We start from the raw sequence: 16,373 nt of genomic DNA on the forward strand, positions 1-16,373 counted from the left end.
ATGGCGACCTTTCATCTACAGATCGTCACCCCGGACGGGGTGTTCTTCGACGGCGACGCGGCCAAGGTGACGGTGCGCGCGGCTGACGGCGATGTGACCGTGCTGCCCCGCCACATCGACTATGTCACGGCCCTGGGCATGGGGGAGGCGCGCGTCACCGGCTCCGATGGCGCCACCCGGCGGGCGGCCTGCATGGGCGGGCTGCTCGCGGTGTCCGGGGGCGCTGTGCGCATTGTGGCCACGACTTTCGAGTGGGCCGACCAGATCGACGAAAACCGCGCCCGCCGCGCCAAGGAGGAGGCCGAGCGCCGCCTTGCCGGGCCGGACGCGAACGCACTGGCCGAGGCGCGGCTGCGCCGCGCGCTCACCCGCCTGCGGGTGGTGGAGTAAAACTTCATGCGCCTGCGGGATTATCCTACGCGCCTAAATTTTTAAGGCCAAGCCGCATTTCCGCCCGTATGGCCAACTTGTCTTAGCTTTCGTACAGTAAAAAATCCGCTTCCCGAAAATTGGGAAGCGGATTTTTTCATATTTTAATCGATCTGCCAGAAAGCCGCACTGTAGGGCGGCAGCACGCTGCCCCCGCCGAAGTCGTGCAGCTCGCCGGTGATGAGGTCGCGCGCGCGCCCAGCGCCCGCGTCGAAGTGGGCGGTGTAGGGCTGGCCGTCGCTGTTGATCGCCACCAGCACCCGGTCGCCCTCGCAGGCCCGCTCGAAGATCACCTGCCGGTTGGTGAGCATCAACGAGCGGAACCCGCCGTAGCACAGCGCGCGGCTCGCGCGGTGGGCCTTGGCGAGCGCCGCGATCCAGGCGGTGAGGCCGTTCTCCTCCGGATGCTCAAAGGCGGGACGCAGGCTGTCGTCGCTCCCCTGCATCTTCGCCCCCTTCACTCCCCACTCGCTGCCGTAATAGATGCACGGGATGCCCGGCATACCGAACAGCAGGGCGTAGATGAGCGGCAGATGCTCGGGATTCGACAGGTTACTCGCGATGCGCGAGACATCGTGGTTATCCACAAAGCACAGCAGGTGCTTGCCCTTGTAGAGGGTCCAATTTTCGGGGCCGAACTGGCGCAGCAGGCTGTGGGTGATCTCAAACATATTGTTGCTGTTGAAGCTGGAATACAGCCCCTTGTAGCACTCGTAGTTGGTGCAGCTGTGCAGCATCTGGTCGCTCACAAACTGGTTGTAGTCTCCGTGCAGCAGCTCGCCCACCAAAAAGAATTCCGGCTTGAGCGAATCACAGAAGGCGCGCAGCTCGCGCAGGAAGTCGCGGTCGAGGCAGTAGGCCACATCGAGGCGCAGGCCGTCGATATCGAACTGCTCCACCCAGCCCCGGATGCAGGAGAACAGGTGCTCCTTCACCGCGGGGTTGCGCAGGTTGAGCTTGACCAGCTCGTAATGACCCTCCCAGCCCTCGTACCACAGCCCGTCGTGATAGGGGCTGTCGCCGCCGAAGCTGATCTGAAACCAGTCTTTATATTGCGAGCCCTCCCGGTTGCGCAGCACGTCCTGAAACGCCCAAAAGCCGCGCCCCACATGGTTGAACACCCCGTCGAGCACCACGCGGACGCCCGCGCCGTGCAGCGTTTTGCAGACGGAGGCAAAGTCCTCGTTGGTCCCCAGGCGCGCGTCGATCTTCGTGTAATCGCGGGTGTCGTACCCGTGCCGGTCGGACTCAAACACCGGCGAAAAATAGACCGCATTGGCCCCCAGCCGCGCGATATGCCCGGCCCAATCCGCCACCCTGCGGATACGCGGCGTGACGACGCCGTCGTTTTCCTGCGGCGCGCCGCACAGCCCCAGCGGATAAATCTGATAAAATACGCTTTCATCGGCCCACATGAGCGGTCCCTCCCCTTGTCTCTGGATTGCCTCTTATTATACAGGACATCGCGCCCCGAGGCAAGCTAACCCTCCTGCGCGCCCGCGCCCGCCGCAATTTCGGTGATCTCCTGGGTGATCGCGCCCTGGCGCGCCCGGTTGTAATGCAGGCTGAGGCTCTCAATCATCTCATCCGCGTTTTTGCTGGCGGTGTCCATGGCGGTGCGGCGCGCGGCCAGCTCGGACGCGCGAGACTCACACAGCGCCCCGTAGAGGACGCCGAACAGGTAGTCGGGTACAATCGCGTCGAACACCGCCTGCGCGCCCGGCTCATAGAGGATCGGCGAATCCGGCCGTTCCTCCCCGGCGTCGGTGCGGCCGCGCAGCGGCAGCAGCTTCAGCGAGGTCGCATTCTGGCTGAGCATCGATACAAAATTGGTGTATGCGAGGTACAGCTCATCGTAATCCCCCCGCAGGAAGCCCTGTGCCAGCAGGCGCGACGCGGCGTGGCAATCCCCCACCGACGCCTCCTGCGCCGCGGCGAGCGCGTCGGTCAGCGATTCCCACCCGCGCCTCCGGGCATATTCCGCGGCCTTCTTCCCCACCGGCAGCACCACCGCGGGCCGTTCGTCGATGCAGCGCTCAGCCTCCCGGAACAGGTTGGCGTTGTAACCGCCGGCCAGACCCCGGTCGCCCGCGATGAGCACGCAGCAGAGCCGCCCTGCCTCGCGCTTTTGCAGGTAGGGGGAGCTCACGGCCAACGCGCCGTAGGCGATGTCAGTGACGGTGCTGTGCATCAGCTCAAAGTAGGGGCGGCTGGCCTGCACCCGGTCGAGCGCGCCGCGCAGCTTGGAGGACGCGACCAGCTCCATCGCCTTGGTGAGCTGGCGGGTGCCGGAGATGCTACGAATTCTGGTGCGGATCTCCCGCATGGAACCGGCGGCCATCGGTCATTCCCCCTTTCCAAACGTCCGCTTGCACGCTTCAATCGCATCCTCCAGCCTCCGGGTGTTCTCCTCCGAGAGGTCGCCGGTGCGGTGGATTTCCTCGATATAAGCGGGGCAGAAGTCCCGCAGGTAGGAAAACAGCTCCCGCTCAAACGCGGGCACCTGCTCAGCGGGCAGCTCCTCCAGCCGATGGTTGACCACCGCGTAGAGGATCGCCACCTGAAGCGCCACATCCGCCGGTTGGCCGCGCCCCTGGCGCAGCGCCTGCACGATGCGTTCCCCCTGCGCCAGACGGCGGCGGGTGTCCGCGTCGAGGTCGGAACCGAACTGCGCGAAACTTTGCAGCTCGCGGTACTGGGAATAGAGCAGCTTGAGCGACCCAGCCACCCGCTTCATCGCCTTGATCTGGGCGCTGCCGCCCACACGGCTCACCGAGATGCCGGGGTTGACGGCGGGCATCACACCCGCGTGGAACAGCTCGCTCTCCAAAAAGATCTGGCCGTCGGTGATCGAGATGACATTGGTCGGGATGTAAGCCGACACGTCGCCCGCCTGGGTCTCGATGATCGGCAGGGCGGTGAGGCTACCGCCGCCCGCCTCGGGCGACAGGCGCGCCGCGCGCTCCAGCAGGCGGCTGTGCAGGTAGAACACGTCGCCGGGGTAGGCCTCGCGCCCGGGCGGCCGCCGGATGAGCAGCGACAGCGCGCGGTAGGCCACCGCGTGGCGGGAAAGGTCGTCGTAGACGATCAGCACGTCGCGGCCCTGATACATAAAGTGTTCGCCCATGGCGCATCCGGCGTAGGGCGCGATGTATTGCAGCGGGGCGGGCTCGCCCGCGGGCGCGGATACCACGGTGGTGTATTCCATCGCGCCGCCGACGGACAGCTCCTCCACCAACTGCGCCACCGTCGAATTCTTCTGCCCGATGGCGACATAGATGCACAGCACATCCTTGCCCCGCTGGTTGAGGATGGTGTCGAGCGCGATTGCGGTCTTGCCGGTCTGGCGGTCGCCGATGATGAGCTCGCGCTGGCCGCGCCCGATGGGAATCATGCTGTCGATCGCCTTGACGCCGGTTTGCAGCGGCACCGACACGCTCTTGCGCGAGAGGATGCCGGGCGCCTCCCCCTCCACGGGGCGGGTCTCCCCGGCCTGGATCGGACCCCGGCCGTCGATCGGACGGCCGAGCGCGTCCACCACCCGGCCGATGAGCGCCTCCCCGACCGGCACCGAGACCACCCGACCGGTGCGCCGCACCAGGTCGCCCTCGCGGATGCCGATATCCGAGCCGAGCACCGCGATTGCAACCGACTCCTCCTCCAGGTTGAGCGCCACGCCGAACACGCCGGTGGAAAACTCCACCAGCTCGTTTGCTACACAGGCGTCCAGCCCGTGCACACGCGCGATGCCGTCCCCCACCAGCAGCACCCGGCCGGTCTCGCTCGCCTCAATTTTGTTGCCGTACTGTTTGATCTGCTCCTTGATGACCTCGCAGAGCTCCTCGGGATGCAGCATGTTATCCGTCCTCCCCCAATTTTTTGCGCAGCTCGTCCAGCCGTCCGCGCACGCTGCCCTCCAGCAGGCGTCCGCTCACCTCCAGGCGCACCCCGCCCAGCAGCGCGGGGTCCACCCGGTTGTGCAGCCGGATTTCCCAGCCGGTGGACGCGGCCAGCCGCCGTTGCAGCCGTTCGAGCTGCCCTGCCGTCAGAGGGATTGCACTCACCGCCTCGGCCTCGCGGATTCGGTGGGCCTCTTCATAGCGGCGGCGGTACTCGGCCGCGCAATCGCGGAAGCGCGCGAGCAGGCCGCGTTCGGTCAGCAGCGCGCAGACGCGGTAAAGGTAGGCGTGCACCCGGCCGTCCAGCGCCTGCGCCAACAGACCGAGTCGCTCGCCGCGCGGCAAGGCCGGGTCCCCCAGCAGGGACAGCCAGCGCGGTTCCCCGGCAAACGCCTGTTCCAGGGCGTCCAGTTCGCCCAGCACCGCGCGGTCGATCTGTTCGGCGGCGCACAGCTCAAACAGCGCGTCGCCGTAGGACGCCGCGCCGGTCATGACGCGTCACCCACCTGGTCGAGGAATTCCTCGATCAGCTTTTCGTGGTCCTCCGGGGAGATCTCACGCTCCACCACCCGTTCGGCCAGATCGATGGCGATGCCCGAGATCTCCCGCTTCAGCGCGCTCCGCGCCTGTTCCTGCTCCCGTTTGAGCTCCCGCCGGGCGCGTTCCGCCACGGCGCCGGCCTGCTCGCGCGCCTCGCGCAACATCGCCTCCTCGCGCTCAGCGGCGCGGCGGGCGGCGGTGTCGAGCAGTTCGCCCGCTTCAGCGCGGGCCGCCTCCAGCTTTTGTTCATATTCCTGCCGCAGCGCCTGCGCCTCGGCGCGGGCCCCCTCGGCGGCGCGGTAATCCTCGGCGATCTGTTCCTCGCGCTTTTGCAGGATGGCCTGCACCGGCCGGAACAACAGGCGCTTTACAATCGCGCACAGAATGAGCAGGTTGCCCCAAGTCATCACCAGCCGCCACGGGTCGATCGAGATAAATTCGAGATATTCCGGCATGGCCGGTCCCCCCTTTTATTTACAGCTTGCCGATGAGCGGATTGACGAACAGCAGGATCAGCGCCACGATAAAGCCGTAGATGCCGGTGGTCTCCGCGATGGCGCAGCCCAGCAGCATGGTCGAGGTTACCTCGCCCCTTGCCTCGGGCTGGCGGCCGATCGCTTCGCACGCCTTACCCACCGCGTAGCCCTCGCCGATGCCCGGGCCGATGCCCGCAATCATGGCGAGTCCCGCGCCGATAGCGGATGCACCCAGAATAATCGCTCGTTCCAACATCATGGAACACCTCCCTTTTTATTTGCTTTCCCCGGCCGCGGCCGAGACATACATCATGGTGAGCATGCAAAAGATAAATGCCTGCAGCAGGCCGGAGAAGAGGTCAAAATAGATCGACAGAAACGCGGGCAGACCGAGCTGAAACAGCGGGATCTCCCGCACAAACGCCGCCGGAACCCAACTGAGCGCCAGATGGCTGAGCGAAGCGAGCGCGCCGTAGACTAAAGCGGTGATCACCGTGCCCGACGCGATGTTGCCGAAGTGGCGGAACGCCATCGAAATCGGGGTGGAAATTTCGCTGATGATGTTGAACGGGGTGAGCACGGCGATCGGCTGGGTGAACCCCTTGAGGTATCCGCCCAGGCCGCTGCTTTTCACCTTATAATAGGTAATCATCACAAACACCAGCAGCGCCCAACCCAGCTCGGTGCTCAGATCCGCGGTGGGCGGGTAGAGCCCCAGCAGGCTGGAGAGGCTGGAGAGGGCGGACAGCGCGAACAGGCTGGCGATGAACGGCGCGAACCCCGCGAACCGCTCCCCCATATTGCTTTTGACAAAATCTGAGGCAGTCTTGACCAGCAGCTCGGCCACCACCTGCCGCCGCGAGACGCCGCGCACCTGCAAATTGCGGGTGAGCCAGTAGCACAGGGCGGCGATCACCGCCATCACCAGCCAACTGACCACCTCGGTCTCGGTGATGCGCAGCCCCAGGCCTGGCACCTCAAAAAATACCCGTGCGCCGGTTACATTGAGTTCCATGGCCTACTCCGCGCCCCTCTCCCGGGGCGGGCGGAAGCCCATGAGCGCGATGGTGACGCGCGGGAACAGCAGCGGCGCGATCACAGCGACCGGGTGGAACCAGGGCAGCGACACCCCGGCGATTCCAACCAGGCCGGTGGCCAGCAGCCGCAGCCCGTAGGAAAGCCGGATGAGCCCAGCGGCGCGCCCGGGATCGGTGCAATCGACCGCGCGCTGCACCGAGCAGCCCAGCCAAAAGAAGTTGAGCACCGCGTAACCGCCGCCCAACGCCGCGCCGGCCAGCACCGTCCAGTCGAACCGGCCCAGCAGCGCGAACACCGCGAGCATGGCGGCGCACAGCCCCGCCACCCCCAGCGCCACGCGGCGGGTCTCGGTTTTCACCGATGGGGAAAGTTTCATGGAAAAGCCACCTTTCCTGCCGAAGATTTTGAAATTAGCTTGCCCCAAACCGCGCCGGATAACAAGGGTTGAAACCAAAAATCTGTTTGACCGTCTGCTGACAAAGTTTGACAGGCGCTGCAATTTCGTGTACAATGATTTCTAATAAAAAGACAGGGTCGCAGTGGTCAAATGCTGTGAAAAATCACCGGATGGAATTTCGGCGGATGGGCGCGTGACGGCCAAAAGGAGAGGATTATGAAACTGGTTTATCGCGTCATCACCTACGTATTCGGGCTCTTTTTAATCTCGATGGGGGTCGCCTTTTCGGTCAACTGCAATCTGGGCGTCTCGCCGGTCAATTCGTTCCCCTACGTCATCAGCCAGGTGTTCCACTTCGACTTCGGCAACTGCGTCACGGCGGTGTTCCTGTGTTATGTGCTGCTGCAAATCCTGTTGCTTCGGCGGGAGTTTAAGCTCAAAAATCTGCTTCAAATGGTGTTTGCCACCCTGTTCGGTTACTTCGTGGATCTCTCCAAGCTGATTCTGGGCGATTTTGCTATCCCCACCTACGCGGGCAAGCTGCTGATGCTCGCCATCAGCATCCTTTTAATCGCCGTGGGCATCACCTTTTATCTCGAGGCGGACATCGTCCCCCTGCCGATGGAGGGCCTGGCGATGGCTGTCACCGCAAAACTCAGGCGCTTTCAGTTCCACAACGTCAAGGTGGCGCTGGACTGCACCAGCGTGATTCTGGCCACTGCGCTCTCGCTGATCGCGCTGCATACCCTGGTCGGCCTGCGCGAGGGCACCTTCCTTTCCGCCCTGCTGGTGGGCAAGGTGATGGCGTTGATCGGCAAGCCGGTCAAAAAGCCGCTGCACGCGCTCTGCTACGGTGCACCGCAGCCCAAATCCGCCGAGCCACAAAAATAAGATTCCAATCGGCAAGCCCTCCCGGAACTCCGGGAGGACTTTTTTGCCCCTTGCGCCGCGCCGCAAAAGGTGGCATACTGAATAAAAAATCCTTCGCCCGGGGAGGGACCAGCCTTGCAGATCAACCGCCTGTTTGAAATCGTCTACCTGCTCTTGGAGCGCGAGCAGATGACCGCAGCCCAGCTCGCTGCCCGCTTCGAGGTCTCCCCCCGCACCATCTACCGCGACATCGACACACTCTCCGGCGCGGGCATCCCCATCTATGCCAGCAAGGGCAAGGGCGGCGGCATCCGCCTGCTGCCCGACTTCGTGCTCAACAAGTCGCTGCTCTCTGAGCGGGAGCAGAACGAAATCCTGTTCGCCCTGCAAAGCCTGCGCGCCACCAGCGCGGGCGACAACGCGGTGCTCGACCGGCTGAGCACCCTGTTCCACCGCGAGGGCGCGGACTGGATCGACGTGGACTTCTCACGCTGGGGCAGCGGCGGAGGTGAGCGCGAAACCTTTCGCCTGCTCAAAGCCGCAATTTTGGAGCGGCGGGTGGTCGCGTTCACCTACTACAGCTCCTACGGGCTGGCGAGTGAGCGGCGGGTGGAGCCACGGATGCTGCGCTTCAAGGGCGGCGGATGGTATTTGCAGGGATATTGCCTCGCAAAACAGGCCTACCGCACCTTCAAAATCAGCCGGATTGAAAATCTGCGCGCTACCGGCGAGCCGTTCCTGCCCCGGACCGATCCGCTGCCCGAACTGGACGGGGAAACCAGTCTGCCATCCGGCTGCCTGGTGTCGCTCAAGCTGTGGTTTTCGCCGCGCGCAGCCTTCCGGGTGTGGGACGAATTCGAGCACAGCCAGGTGACCCACAACCCGGACGGCAGCTTTCTGGTGCGCGCCGCCTACCCCGAGGCGGGCTGGGTATACGGCTTTTTGCTGTCCTTCGGGGAGGATGTGCGGGTGCTTTCGCCCGAGCGCGTGGGCCTTGCGCTGCGGGAGCAGGCAAAAAAAATTGCCGCGCTGTACGGCGGCGGCTAAAATATGACATGCAGTTGTCCGATTCCATCTGGTAGGATGGAAGCAATCAAGCGAAAGGATGTGTTTCCAGGATGAACGACCAGATTTTTTGCCAGAGCTGCGGGATGCCCATGACCGAAGAGGCGCACTTCGGCACCGACGCCGATGGGGGCCGCAACAGGGATTATTGCTGTTATTGCTACCAAAAGGGCGCCTTTACGGCCGACTGCTCGATGGAGGAGATGATCGAATTCTGCATCGACGCGGTCAAGGACATCACCCCCAACCCCTACGGCGACCCAGATACCGCCCGCGAGGCGATGCGCCAATGGTTCCCCATGCTCAAGCGGTGGCGCAAGGATGCTTGAGACCGTCCCTGCCAAGACGATCGTCACCCGTGCCAAGGGCGGATGGTTCGGCATCGACTACAACATGAACCTCTACCGCGGCTGCTGCCACGGCTGCATCTACTGCGACAGCCGCAGCGCCTGCTACGGCATCGACCGGTTCGACGAGGTGCGCGTCAAGGAAAACGCCCTGGAGCTGGTGCGCAACGATCTGCGCCGCAAGGTGAAGACCGGCGTGGTGGGTACCGGCGCGATGAGCGACCCGTACAACCCCTTCGAGCGCGAGCACGAATACACACGCCATGCCCTGGAGCTGATCGACGCCTACAGCTTCGGGGTGGCCATCGCCACCAAAAGCGACCTGATCCGGCGGGACATCGACCTGTTGCAGGGGATCAGCGCCCACTCGCCGGTGCTCTGCAAGCTGACCGTCACCACCGTTGACGAGGAGCTCTGCCGCAAGCTGGAGCCCCGCGCACCCGCCGCAGCGCAGCGGCTGGCGGCAATCGAGGCGCTGGCTCGGGCGGGACTGTTCGCAGGGGTGCTGCTCATGCCGGTGTTACCATTTCTCGAGGACACCACCCAAAATGTGCTCGAGGTGGCGCGGCGCGCGCGGGCGAGCGGGGCGCGGTTTGTCTACCCGGCCTTCGGCGTGACGCTGCGGCAAAATCAGCGGGAATGGTTTTACGACCGACTGGACAAGCAGTTCCCCGGCGAGGGGCTGCGCGAACGTTATCAGCGGCGGTTCGGCGAGCGCTACGAATGCCGCAGCCCCCGGGCGCGCGCGCTGTGGGAGGCGTTTTCCGCTGAGTGCGACCGCCTTGGCCTGCTTTACCGGATGGAGGACATCGTGCGCGCCTACCGCATGGGCTACGAAAGCCCGCAGATCAGCCTGTATTGACGCAAAAAATCCCCCGCTGTTTTGCACAGCAGGGGATTTTCCTTTATTCCAGAATAGAGAGGACTCCCTCGCGCGACGCGGTCTCCGCGTCCGCCAGGATGTCCTGTTCCATCCGGGTGACCACTGCGTTCGAGGTGTCGGTCCCGTCGATCGAACCGGTGTAATAGATGCGCACCTGGGAATCGACCAGCAGGCCGTTACAGGCGGCCTTATCCGCGTCCTCGGTGCTAAAAGAAAGCTCCTTTCCGTCCTCGGTGCGGATGACAATCGAGTTCATCGCGGCGTCCACAATGGCGCCCTCCACCATCGATTCGCCCGCCGGCATCGGGTCGCTGCTCTGCTCCCCCGAAGAAGCGCTGGAACCGCCGCCATCGCCGTCCATGTCGACGTGCCGAATTCCGCTGGAGCTGGCGGGTTCCGCCCCCTCGCTCTGACTCGAAGGTTGCGCATCCTTGCCGCAGGCGGCGAGGGCAACGCAAAGAACAGCGGCCAATGCCGCAACAATCCATCTTTTCAAAGGGATCACTCCTTGTTTTTTCTTCTATTTTAACAGGAAGCAGTCAAGTTTTCCACCGCATCCTGGAAACATTGTGAAAACAATGGATGAATTCGGCGCGATTCCACATCATAAAAAACGGGCGGACCACCCGTGCAAGGCTGCGTCCGCCCGAAGAAGGGTCAAACGATTATTTGAGCTCGATTCTGCGGGTCTGCTCATGGGCCGGGGCGCTCTTGGGGAGCGCCAGCTCCAATACGCCGTTTTTGTAATCGGCCGTGATGTGGTCGGTTTGGATGCCCGACACATCGAAGCTGCGCGCATACGAGCCGTAGTGGCGCTCGCGGCGGACGAAATTGCCCTCCTTGTCCTTCTCTTCCCGATCCTCGCGGTGCTCCGCGGAGATGGTCAGCAGGTCGTTGTTGAGGTCGATGCGGATGTCCTCCTTCTGGAAGCCCGGCAGTTCCGCCTGCAAAATGTATTTGTCGCCCTGGTCGATGATATCGGTCTTGCACTCGCTCAGGTCGCCCATCATATCGCCAAAAAAGTTCTTTTCAAAGTGGTCGAAGTAGTTGGCAAGGCTACGTTCCTTGCGTCCAAACGGCATCAGATCAAACATAAGTCATTCCTCCATTTTTATATGGTATGTAGTTTTTGGGGAGGACGCCTCTGTCTGCGTCCTCAGCAGGTTTTATCGCTTTGCCTGCGAAACAATCCGGCTGCGTGCCACATCGCAACCACCGTCCTTTCTGTCTCTCTTTTGTTTACGCCCTCATTATAGTTCCGGGTTGTGACAAATCAAGCGATAGTTTTTGAATAAATTGTAAAAATTAGCAGTCTATAATAAAGAGTGCTAATTCAATTTTAAAGCTCCCCCGTTGCAACCCGCGGCGGATCGTGCTATGCTGAGATCACACAATTGAGATGGGAGGTTTTTCCTTGGACAATCTGCATCCGGTGGTTCTCGCCCTGGTGGGAACCGGCCTACCTTTCTTCGCCACGGCGCTGGGCGCGGCGGTGGTGTTTTTCTTCCGCGACGAAATCAAACCCGCCGTGCAGCGGGTTTTTCTGGGCTTTGCCGCGGGTGTGATGATCGCCGCGTCGGTCTGGTCGCTGCTCATCCCCTCCATCGAAATGGCCGAAGAGCAGGGGACGGCCGGCTGGATTCCCGCGGCGGGCGGCTTTGTGTTGGGCGGGGTGTTCCTGCTGCTGCTCGACCGGCTGCTGCCGCACCTGCACCCGGGCGAGGACCAGCCTGAGGGCCCGCCCTCTTCCCTGCGGCGCACCACCATGCTGGTGTTCGCCGTCACGCTGCACAACATCCCGGAGGGGATGGCGGTGGGCCTGTCGTTCGCGCTGGCCGCCCAGAGCGGCGTATCGATCACAATGGCCTCCGCGATGGCCCTGGCGGTGGGCATTGCGCTGCAAAACTTTCCCGAAGGCGCGGCCATCTCGCTGCCGCTCAAAAAGGAGGGACTCTCCAACACCCGTTCCTTTGTCTACGGCGCGCTGTCCGGCATTGTTGAACCGATCTTCGGCGTGTTGGCGGTGCTGCTGGTGGGCGCAGTCACACCAATCATGCCCTGGTTGCTCAGCTTTGCGGCGGGCGCGATGATCTATGTGGTGGTGGAGGAGCTGATCCCCGAGGCGCACCTGGGCGAGCACTCCCATTCGGGCACCGTCGGCGTGATGGCGGGCTTTTTGGTCATGATGATCCTGGACGTGGCGCTGGGCTGACGTCGGCCGCGCATAACCGCCGCCCAGGCGGGATATTCTACAAGATTGGAACCAATCGAACGAAATGGAGCGAACCGATATGAATCCAATACAGCACGACTCAGCGGAAATCCTCTGCATCGGCACGGAGATTCTGCTGGGCAACATCGTCAACACCAACTCGGCGGAAATCTCCCGCGCACTCGCCGAAATCGGCGTCAATCTCTACCACCACACGGTGGTGGGCGACAACCCCGAGCGGCTCAAAGAGGCGTTGGAGATCGCCTTTTCGCGCAACAACATCGTCATCACCACCGGCGGGCTGGGCCCCACCTACGACGACCTCACCAAGGAGACGATCGCCGACTACTTCGGCCTGCCCCTGGTGCTGTACGAGCCGTCCGCCAGGAGCATACGCTGCTTTTTTGAAAAGTGGAAGCGGCAGATGACCGAAAACAACCTCAAGCAGGCGATGATGCCCGAGGGCTGCGTGGTGCTGGAAAACCACAACGGCACCGCGCCCGGCTGCATCATCGAACAGGAGGGCAAGGTGGCGGTGATGCTGCCCGGCCCGCCGCGCGAGATGGGCCCGATGTTCACCCAGCAGGTGATTCCGTATCTGCAAAAGCGGTCGGGGCAGGTGTTCCGCTCCCACTGCGTCTACTTCTTCGGCATCGGGGAGAGCGCGCTCGAATCGGAGCTGCGCGACACCATCGAGGGGATGGAGAACCCCACCATCGCCCCCTACGCCAAGGACGGCGAGGTGATGCTGCGGGTCACCGCTCGCGCGCACACCGCCGAGGAGGCGGAGGAGCTGATGCGCCCGGCCGTGGCGATGCTGCAGGAGCGCTTTCCGCAATACATCTATGGCGTGGATGTGGATAACCTGCAAACAGCGCTGGTGCGCGCGCTGGAGCAGCGAGGCCTCAAGGTGGCCACCGCCGAGAGCTGCACCGGCGGCTACCTCTCCAAGCGGATCACCGAGGTGGCGGGCAGCAGCGCGGTGTTCGACTGCGGCGTGACCAGCTACGCCAATGAGATCAAAGAGAAGCTGTTGGGGGTACGCCGCGAGACCCTGGAGCGGTACGGCGCGGTGTCCGAGCAGACCGCCCGCGAGATGGCCGACGGGGTGCGCCGCCTGGCGGGCGCGGATATCGGCCTTTCCACCACCGGGGTGGCCGGGCCGGGCCACAGCGAGGCCAAGCCGGTGGGCCTGGTGTATGTGGGGGTGTCCAGCGAATGGCACAGCGAGGTGCTGGAATTGCAGCTTTCGCGCGGCTACCAGAACGAGCGCGACCTCATCCGCTATCTGGCGGCCTCCTATGCGCTGTCCGCCGCGCTGGGGGCGGCGAAGGGCTACCCCAACGAAAAATAATCTGCGAGAAACGGCGAAGGGCCGGGCAACTTTGAAGTTGCCCGGCCCTTTCTCTGTTGTTACAGCGCCTTGATTCGTTCGATGCACGCGGCGCACAGACTGTTGTAGCCTACCTCGGTGAGCTCCTGCTCGGAGCCGCACAGCTTGCAGCACGGCCGCGCCTTTGACAAAACGATCTCGTCGCCCTCCCGGCGGATGGAAAGTTTCATTTTTTCGCGCAGGTCGAGCGCATGCCGCAGCTCCTTGGGCAGCACCACCCGCCCGAGCTCGTCGACGGCGCGCTCACAGATTTCGCTCATTTTTGTCCCTTCTCATACTGGCCATAATGGTAAAACAACCGATACGTATCGACTTCGAGCGCGTCGGCAATCTTAAAGATGGTATCAAGCGATGCGCCGACGCGGGCATTCTCAATCTTGCCGATGCTGACCGTCTCCATATCAATTTTTTCTGCCAATGCCTCCTGTGTGTATCCCTGCAATTTGCGAAAGTGCTGGATGTTCAATCCCAACAGAACATATTTGCTCTTTTGTTTCCTGTCCATCCATAGCACCCTCCTCTAAATGAAAGGATACTACAAATGGAGTTTTTTGGTAACGAACTGAAAATATTGAAATCCATATCCTCAATATAGATTTGTTTTATTCCGCCGTCCGCCCGCGCTTTCTGCGGTCCCAAGCGAGCATCACCGCTTCATAGAGCAGCATCAGCACCCAGCCGATCATGCAGGCCGACGCGATGCCAGCGATGCCCGAGACCGGCGCGAGCCAATAGGAGAAGATCACGCGGAACACAATCTGCAGCAGGGTGGAAATCAACGTGATGGCGAGGCGCCCCATGCCGCGGAAATAGCCCTGTAAGCCGTTGTTGAGCCCGGCCAGCAGGTAATAAAACGCCATGCCGTGCAGGTACAGGACGCCCAGCTCGATCACCGCGCCGCCGCTTTCAGGCACAAACAAGTGCATCAGCGGGCCCGCGCCGAAGTAGATCACGCCGCAGGCCACGGCCCAATAGAGGGTTTGCAGCCCCATCCCGATCCAAAAGCCGCGCAGGATGCGCTTGTCGTCCCCCGCGCCCCGGTTCTGCGCCACAAAGGTGGTCATCGCGCTGCCCACGCTCTGCATAGGAGTGATCGCAAAATCGTCCACGCGCGAGACCGCATTGAACGCCGCGATGCTGCCAACGCCCAGTGGATTCACCGCGCCCTGTACCACGAGCTTGCCCAGATAGATACAGGTTTGCTGCAAGGCCGTCACCCAGCTGTAGGAGACGGTCTCCCACAGCATCCCGCGGTCGAGCACAAACTCCTCGCGCCGGAATTGCAGCAGCGGGATCCTCCGGTTGATGTACAGCAGGCACAGCAGGCTGGACACCGCCTGGGAGACGACGGTGGCAATCGCAGCGCCGCGCACCTCGAGATTCATCCCCATCACCAGCAGAAGGTCGAGCCCCACATTGAGCACGCTGGAAAGGATCAGGAACAACAGCGGCGTGCGGCTGTCGCCGATGCTGCGCAGCGTGTTGGAAAAGAAGTTATACAGGTAGGTGAAGATCAGGCCGGAAAACACGATGCGCAGATATCCTGCGGAATGGTCGATGATCTCCGCAGGGGTTTGGATGAGCCAGAGCACCGGCTTTGCCAGCAAAAAGCAGAGGACTGTGACCACCAGCGTGAACGCGGCGCCCGCCAGCAGCGTGGTGCTCACCTCGCGTTTGAGCCTGGAAAAATCCTGCGCGCCGTAGTAGTTGCTCATCAGCACCGACGCGCCCATGCAGATGCCGCCGATGAAAAAGATCACCACATTCATGATCGGATTTGCAGCGCCCACCGCCGCCACCGCCTCGGTGCCAACATAGCGTCCCACGATGATGCTGTCCACCGCGTTGTAGGTCATCTGGAACAGGTTGCCCAGAATCATGGGCAGCGCAAACCCGATCAAACTTTTGGCGATGCTCCCCTGTGTCATATTGTGCCCGGCCATAGCATCCTCCCCATCGAAAGCTGCGCCCCGAAACCGGCACAGCATAGTCTTTATCTTTTAGAATAGTTCTGATCGATGCATTTGTAAAGTGGGGTTCCCACAAAAGGCGGGGGGACGGCAACATTGTGCCGTCCCCCCGCCTTGCATAGGGATGATATGAAATGAGGAAATGGGAAAACAAGTTTGATTGGGGATTATTTCTCCATCTGTTTGCGACGGAAGAGGACGACAGCCACAGCCGCAGCCGCCAACAGCACCACGGTGATGACGATACCTGTCATCAGGCCGTTGTTGCTCTCTTCCGCTGTCTCAGCCGCCTCAGCCTGAGCCGCGGGGGCCTCGGGTGCAGCGGGAACCACAGGCTCGATCACCGCGGGAACTTCGGGTACGACCGGCTCCACAGGAATCGTCGCCTCGGGTGCCGCAGGCGCTACCGCCGCGGGAACCTCGCCGCCCGTCTCCGGGTTGCTGTTCGCTGCAGGGGCATTCACTGTGCCGCTCGCAGCAGGCACAGTGCCGGCCATCGCCTTGATCTCGTCGGAGGTGTAGTACACAGCCGCCGCGCTGTAGCCCTTCAGCTCGCCCGCGCCGTTCACTGCATGATCCACTCCGCCGATTCCGAAGATTCCAGTCACGCCTCTGTCCTTCAGAGCGTCAATCACTGTCGCGGGCACCATCGCGCCCTCGTCCAGCTTCGCGTTCACTTTGCCGCCCTTTTCAGTCGCATTGATCTTCTCGATCACTTCTGCCCAGTAGTCGCTATCCGCTACCTGGCTCGTGCTGCCCTTGTTGGGTTTGCTCGGCTTCGGAGGATCAACCGGCTTGTCGTCGTCCACCAGTTTCAGCGCATCTACCGCCTTATCCAGCTTCTGTGCAGTCGC

The 16,373-nt window shown here is 62.6% G+C and carries 20 protein-coding genes and 1 pseudogene; 7 read left to right on the plus strand and 14 right to left on the minus strand.

Annotation, left to right across the window (positions count from 1 at the left end; all coding sequences use genetic code 11):
- A complete protein-coding gene (gene atpC / locus H8711_RS08340) occupies positions 1 to 390 on the plus strand; it encodes an ATP synthase F1 subunit epsilon (RefSeq protein WP_249283016.1) in 390 nt (129 codons plus the stop codon).
- A 143-nt stretch (positions 391 to 533) separates the two neighbouring features.
- Here atpC and H8711_RS08345 read toward each other — a convergent pair whose 3' ends face one another.
- The 8 genes from H8711_RS08345 to H8711_RS08380 form a co-directional block, all read right to left on the minus strand.
- Positions 534 to 1,844: an alpha-amylase family glycosyl hydrolase gene (locus H8711_RS08345; RefSeq protein ID WP_249283017.1), complete on the minus strand. Its 1,311-nt coding sequence runs from the start codon at positions 1,842 to 1,844 to the stop codon at positions 534 to 536.
- 65 nt (positions 1,845 to 1,909) lie between these two features.
- Positions 1,910 to 2,770, minus strand: a complete 861-nt coding sequence (gene atpG, locus H8711_RS08350) for an ATP synthase F1 subunit gamma (protein ID WP_249283018.1) — start codon at positions 2,768 to 2,770, stop codon at positions 1,910 to 1,912.
- Between the two features lie 3 nt (positions 2,771 to 2,773).
- A complete protein-coding gene (gene atpA, locus H8711_RS08355) occupies positions 2,774 to 4,285 on the minus strand; it encodes a F0F1 ATP synthase subunit alpha (RefSeq protein ID WP_249283019.1) in 1,512 nt (503 codons plus the stop codon).
- A gap of 1 nt (position 4,286) precedes the next feature.
- Complete coding sequence (atpH, locus tag H8711_RS08360) at positions 4,287 to 4,820, minus strand: ATP synthase F1 subunit delta (RefSeq protein ID WP_249283020.1); 534 nt, start codon at positions 4,818 to 4,820, stop codon at positions 4,287 to 4,289.
- On the minus strand, positions 4,817 to 5,323 hold the full coding sequence (atpF, locus tag H8711_RS08365) for a F0F1 ATP synthase subunit B (RefSeq protein WP_249283021.1): 507 nt from the start codon (positions 5,321 to 5,323) through the stop codon (positions 4,817 to 4,819). The genes atpH and atpF overlap by 4 nt, the downstream gene beginning before the upstream one ends.
- Before the next feature lie 19 nt (positions 5,324 to 5,342).
- The gene (gene atpE, locus H8711_RS08370; protein WP_425515995.1) at positions 5,343 to 5,600 is read right to left on the minus strand and encodes an ATP synthase F0 subunit C; all 258 of its coding nucleotides are present in this window, start codon (positions 5,598 to 5,600) and stop codon (positions 5,343 to 5,345) included.
- 18 nt (positions 5,601 to 5,618) lie between these two features.
- Complete coding sequence (locus H8711_RS08375; RefSeq protein WP_249283023.1) at positions 5,619 to 6,359, minus strand: F0F1 ATP synthase subunit A; 741 nt, start codon at positions 6,357 to 6,359, stop codon at positions 5,619 to 5,621.
- 3 nt (positions 6,360 to 6,362) lie between these two features.
- Positions 6,363 to 6,758, minus strand: coding sequence for an ATP synthase subunit I (locus H8711_RS08380; protein ID WP_249283024.1), 396 nt, complete (start codon positions 6,756 to 6,758; stop codon positions 6,363 to 6,365).
- Positions 6,759 to 6,995: 237 nt separating this feature from the next.
- Here H8711_RS08380 and H8711_RS08385 point away from each other — a divergent pair, with 237 nt between their 5' ends.
- From H8711_RS08385 to H8711_RS08400, 4 genes are all read left to right on the plus strand, one after another.
- Positions 6,996 to 7,670, plus strand: coding sequence for a YczE/YyaS/YitT family protein (locus H8711_RS08385; protein ID WP_249283025.1), 675 nt, complete (start codon positions 6,996 to 6,998; stop codon positions 7,668 to 7,670).
- Between the two features lie 114 nt (positions 7,671 to 7,784).
- Positions 7,785 to 8,696: a helix-turn-helix transcriptional regulator gene (locus H8711_RS08390; RefSeq protein ID WP_249283026.1), complete on the plus strand. Its 912-nt coding sequence runs from the start codon at positions 7,785 to 7,787 to the stop codon at positions 8,694 to 8,696.
- Positions 8,697 to 8,767: 71 nt separating this feature from the next.
- Positions 8,768 to 9,043, plus strand: coding sequence for a zinc ribbon domain-containing protein (locus H8711_RS08395; RefSeq protein ID WP_249283027.1), 276 nt, complete (start codon positions 8,768 to 8,770; stop codon positions 9,041 to 9,043).
- Positions 9,036 to 9,923, plus strand: coding sequence for an SPL family radical SAM protein (locus tag H8711_RS08400; RefSeq protein ID WP_249283028.1), 888 nt, complete (start codon positions 9,036 to 9,038; stop codon positions 9,921 to 9,923). The genes H8711_RS08395 and H8711_RS08400 overlap by 8 nt, the downstream gene beginning before the upstream one ends.
- A 43-nt stretch (positions 9,924 to 9,966) precedes the next feature.
- On the opposite strand, the gene H8711_RS08405 is transcribed toward H8711_RS08400, so the two are convergent.
- Together H8711_RS08405 and H8711_RS08410 are read right to left on the minus strand one after the other, a co-directional pair.
- The gene (locus H8711_RS08405) at positions 9,967 to 10,440 is read right to left on the minus strand and encodes a hypothetical protein (protein WP_249283029.1); all 474 of its coding nucleotides are present in this window, start codon (positions 10,438 to 10,440) and stop codon (positions 9,967 to 9,969) included.
- Positions 10,441 to 10,609: 169 nt separating this feature from the next.
- Positions 10,610 to 11,038, minus strand: a complete 429-nt coding sequence (locus tag H8711_RS08410) for an Hsp20/alpha crystallin family protein (protein ID WP_249283030.1) — start codon at positions 11,036 to 11,038, stop codon at positions 10,610 to 10,612.
- 329 nt (positions 11,039 to 11,367) lie between these two features.
- Here H8711_RS08410 and H8711_RS08415 point away from each other — a divergent pair, with 329 nt between their 5' ends.
- Both H8711_RS08415 and H8711_RS08420 read left to right on the plus strand, forming a co-directional pair.
- Positions 11,368 to 12,156 (plus strand): ZIP family metal transporter, encoded by a 789-nt coding sequence (locus H8711_RS08415; protein ID WP_343264719.1) that lies wholly within the window; start codon positions 11,368 to 11,370, stop codon positions 12,154 to 12,156.
- 79 nt (positions 12,157 to 12,235) lie between these two features.
- On the plus strand, positions 12,236 to 13,510 hold the full coding sequence (locus H8711_RS08420) for a competence/damage-inducible protein A (RefSeq protein WP_249283032.1): 1,275 nt from the start codon (positions 12,236 to 12,238) through the stop codon (positions 13,508 to 13,510).
- A 59-nt stretch (positions 13,511 to 13,569) separates the two neighbouring features.
- Here the strand turns inward: H8711_RS08420 and H8711_RS08425 are convergent, their stop codons facing one another.
- From H8711_RS08425 to H8711_RS08440, 4 genes and pseudogenes are all read right to left on the minus strand, one after another.
- Positions 13,570 to 13,809 carry an AbrB/MazE/SpoVT family DNA-binding domain-containing protein gene (locus tag H8711_RS08425; protein WP_249283033.1) on the minus strand — a complete coding sequence of 80 codons (240 nt, stop codon included), beginning with the start codon at positions 13,807 to 13,809 and terminating at the stop codon, positions 13,570 to 13,572.
- Positions 13,806 to 14,054, minus strand: coding sequence for a helix-turn-helix domain-containing protein (locus H8711_RS08430; RefSeq protein WP_249283034.1), 249 nt, complete (start codon positions 14,052 to 14,054; stop codon positions 13,806 to 13,808). Before H8711_RS08430 ends, H8711_RS08425 begins: the two co-directional genes overlap by 4 nt.
- 97 nt (positions 14,055 to 14,151) lie before the next feature.
- The gene (locus H8711_RS08435) at positions 14,152 to 15,492 is read right to left on the minus strand and encodes an MATE family efflux transporter (protein ID WP_249283035.1); all 1,341 of its coding nucleotides are present in this window, start codon (positions 15,490 to 15,492) and stop codon (positions 14,152 to 14,154) included.
- A gap of 194 nt (positions 15,493 to 15,686) precedes the next feature.
- Positions 15,687 to 16,373, minus strand: a pseudogene (locus H8711_RS08440) (hypothetical protein); the annotation flags it as partial.

The organism is Ligaoa zhengdingensis (assembly GCF_014384885.1).
In the GTDB taxonomy this organism is placed as follows: domain Bacteria; phylum Bacillota; class Clostridia; order Oscillospirales; family Ruminococcaceae; genus Ligaoa; species Ligaoa zhengdingensis.

Bases quoted from the DNA above. Each gene is read 5' to 3' on its own strand.
- atpC (WP_249283016.1), top strand. From the start codon at position 1: ATGGCGACCTTTCATCTACAGATCGTCACCCCGGACGGGGTGTTCTTC.
- H8711_RS08345 (WP_249283017.1), bottom strand. From the start codon at position 1,844: ATGTGGGCCGATGAAAGCGTATTTTATCAGATTTATCCGCTGGGGCTG.
- atpG (WP_249283018.1), bottom strand. From the start codon at position 2,770: ATGGCCGCCGGTTCCATGCGGGAGATCCGCACCAGAATTCGTAGCATC.
- atpA (WP_249283019.1), bottom strand. From the start codon at position 4,285: ATGCTGCATCCCGAGGAGCTCTGCGAGGTCATCAAGGAGCAGATCAAA.
- atpH (WP_249283020.1), bottom strand. From the start codon at position 4,820: ATGACCGGCGCGGCGTCCTACGGCGACGCGCTGTTTGAGCTGTGCGCC.
- atpF (WP_249283021.1), bottom strand. From the start codon at position 5,323: ATGCCGGAATATCTCGAATTTATCTCGATCGACCCGTGGCGGCTGGTG.
- atpE (WP_425515995.1), bottom strand. From the start codon at position 5,600: ATGTTGGAACGAGCGATTATTCTGGGTGCATCCGCTATCGGCGCGGGA.
- H8711_RS08375 (WP_249283023.1), bottom strand. From the start codon at position 6,359: ATGGAACTCAATGTAACCGGCGCACGGGTATTTTTTGAGGTGCCAGGC.
- H8711_RS08380 (WP_249283024.1), bottom strand. From the start codon at position 6,758: ATGAAACTTTCCCCATCGGTGAAAACCGAGACCCGCCGCGTGGCGCTG.
- H8711_RS08385 (WP_249283025.1), top strand. From the start codon at position 6,996: ATGAAACTGGTTTATCGCGTCATCACCTACGTATTCGGGCTCTTTTTA.
- H8711_RS08395 (WP_249283027.1), top strand. From the start codon at position 8,768: ATGAACGACCAGATTTTTTGCCAGAGCTGCGGGATGCCCATGACCGAA.
- H8711_RS08400 (WP_249283028.1), top strand. From the start codon at position 9,036: ATGCTTGAGACCGTCCCTGCCAAGACGATCGTCACCCGTGCCAAGGGC.
- H8711_RS08410 (WP_249283030.1), bottom strand. From the start codon at position 11,038: ATGTTTGATCTGATGCCGTTTGGACGCAAGGAACGTAGCCTTGCCAAC.
- H8711_RS08420 (WP_249283032.1), top strand. From the start codon at position 12,236: ATGAATCCAATACAGCACGACTCAGCGGAAATCCTCTGCATCGGCACG.
- H8711_RS08425 (WP_249283033.1), bottom strand. From the start codon at position 13,809: ATGAGCGAAATCTGTGAGCGCGCCGTCGACGAGCTCGGGCGGGTGGTG.
- H8711_RS08430 (WP_249283034.1), bottom strand. From the start codon at position 14,054: ATGGACAGGAAACAAAAGAGCAAATATGTTCTGTTGGGATTGAACATC.
- H8711_RS08435 (WP_249283035.1), bottom strand. From the start codon at position 15,492: ATGGCCGGGCACAATATGACACAGGGGAGCATCGCCAAAAGTTTGATC.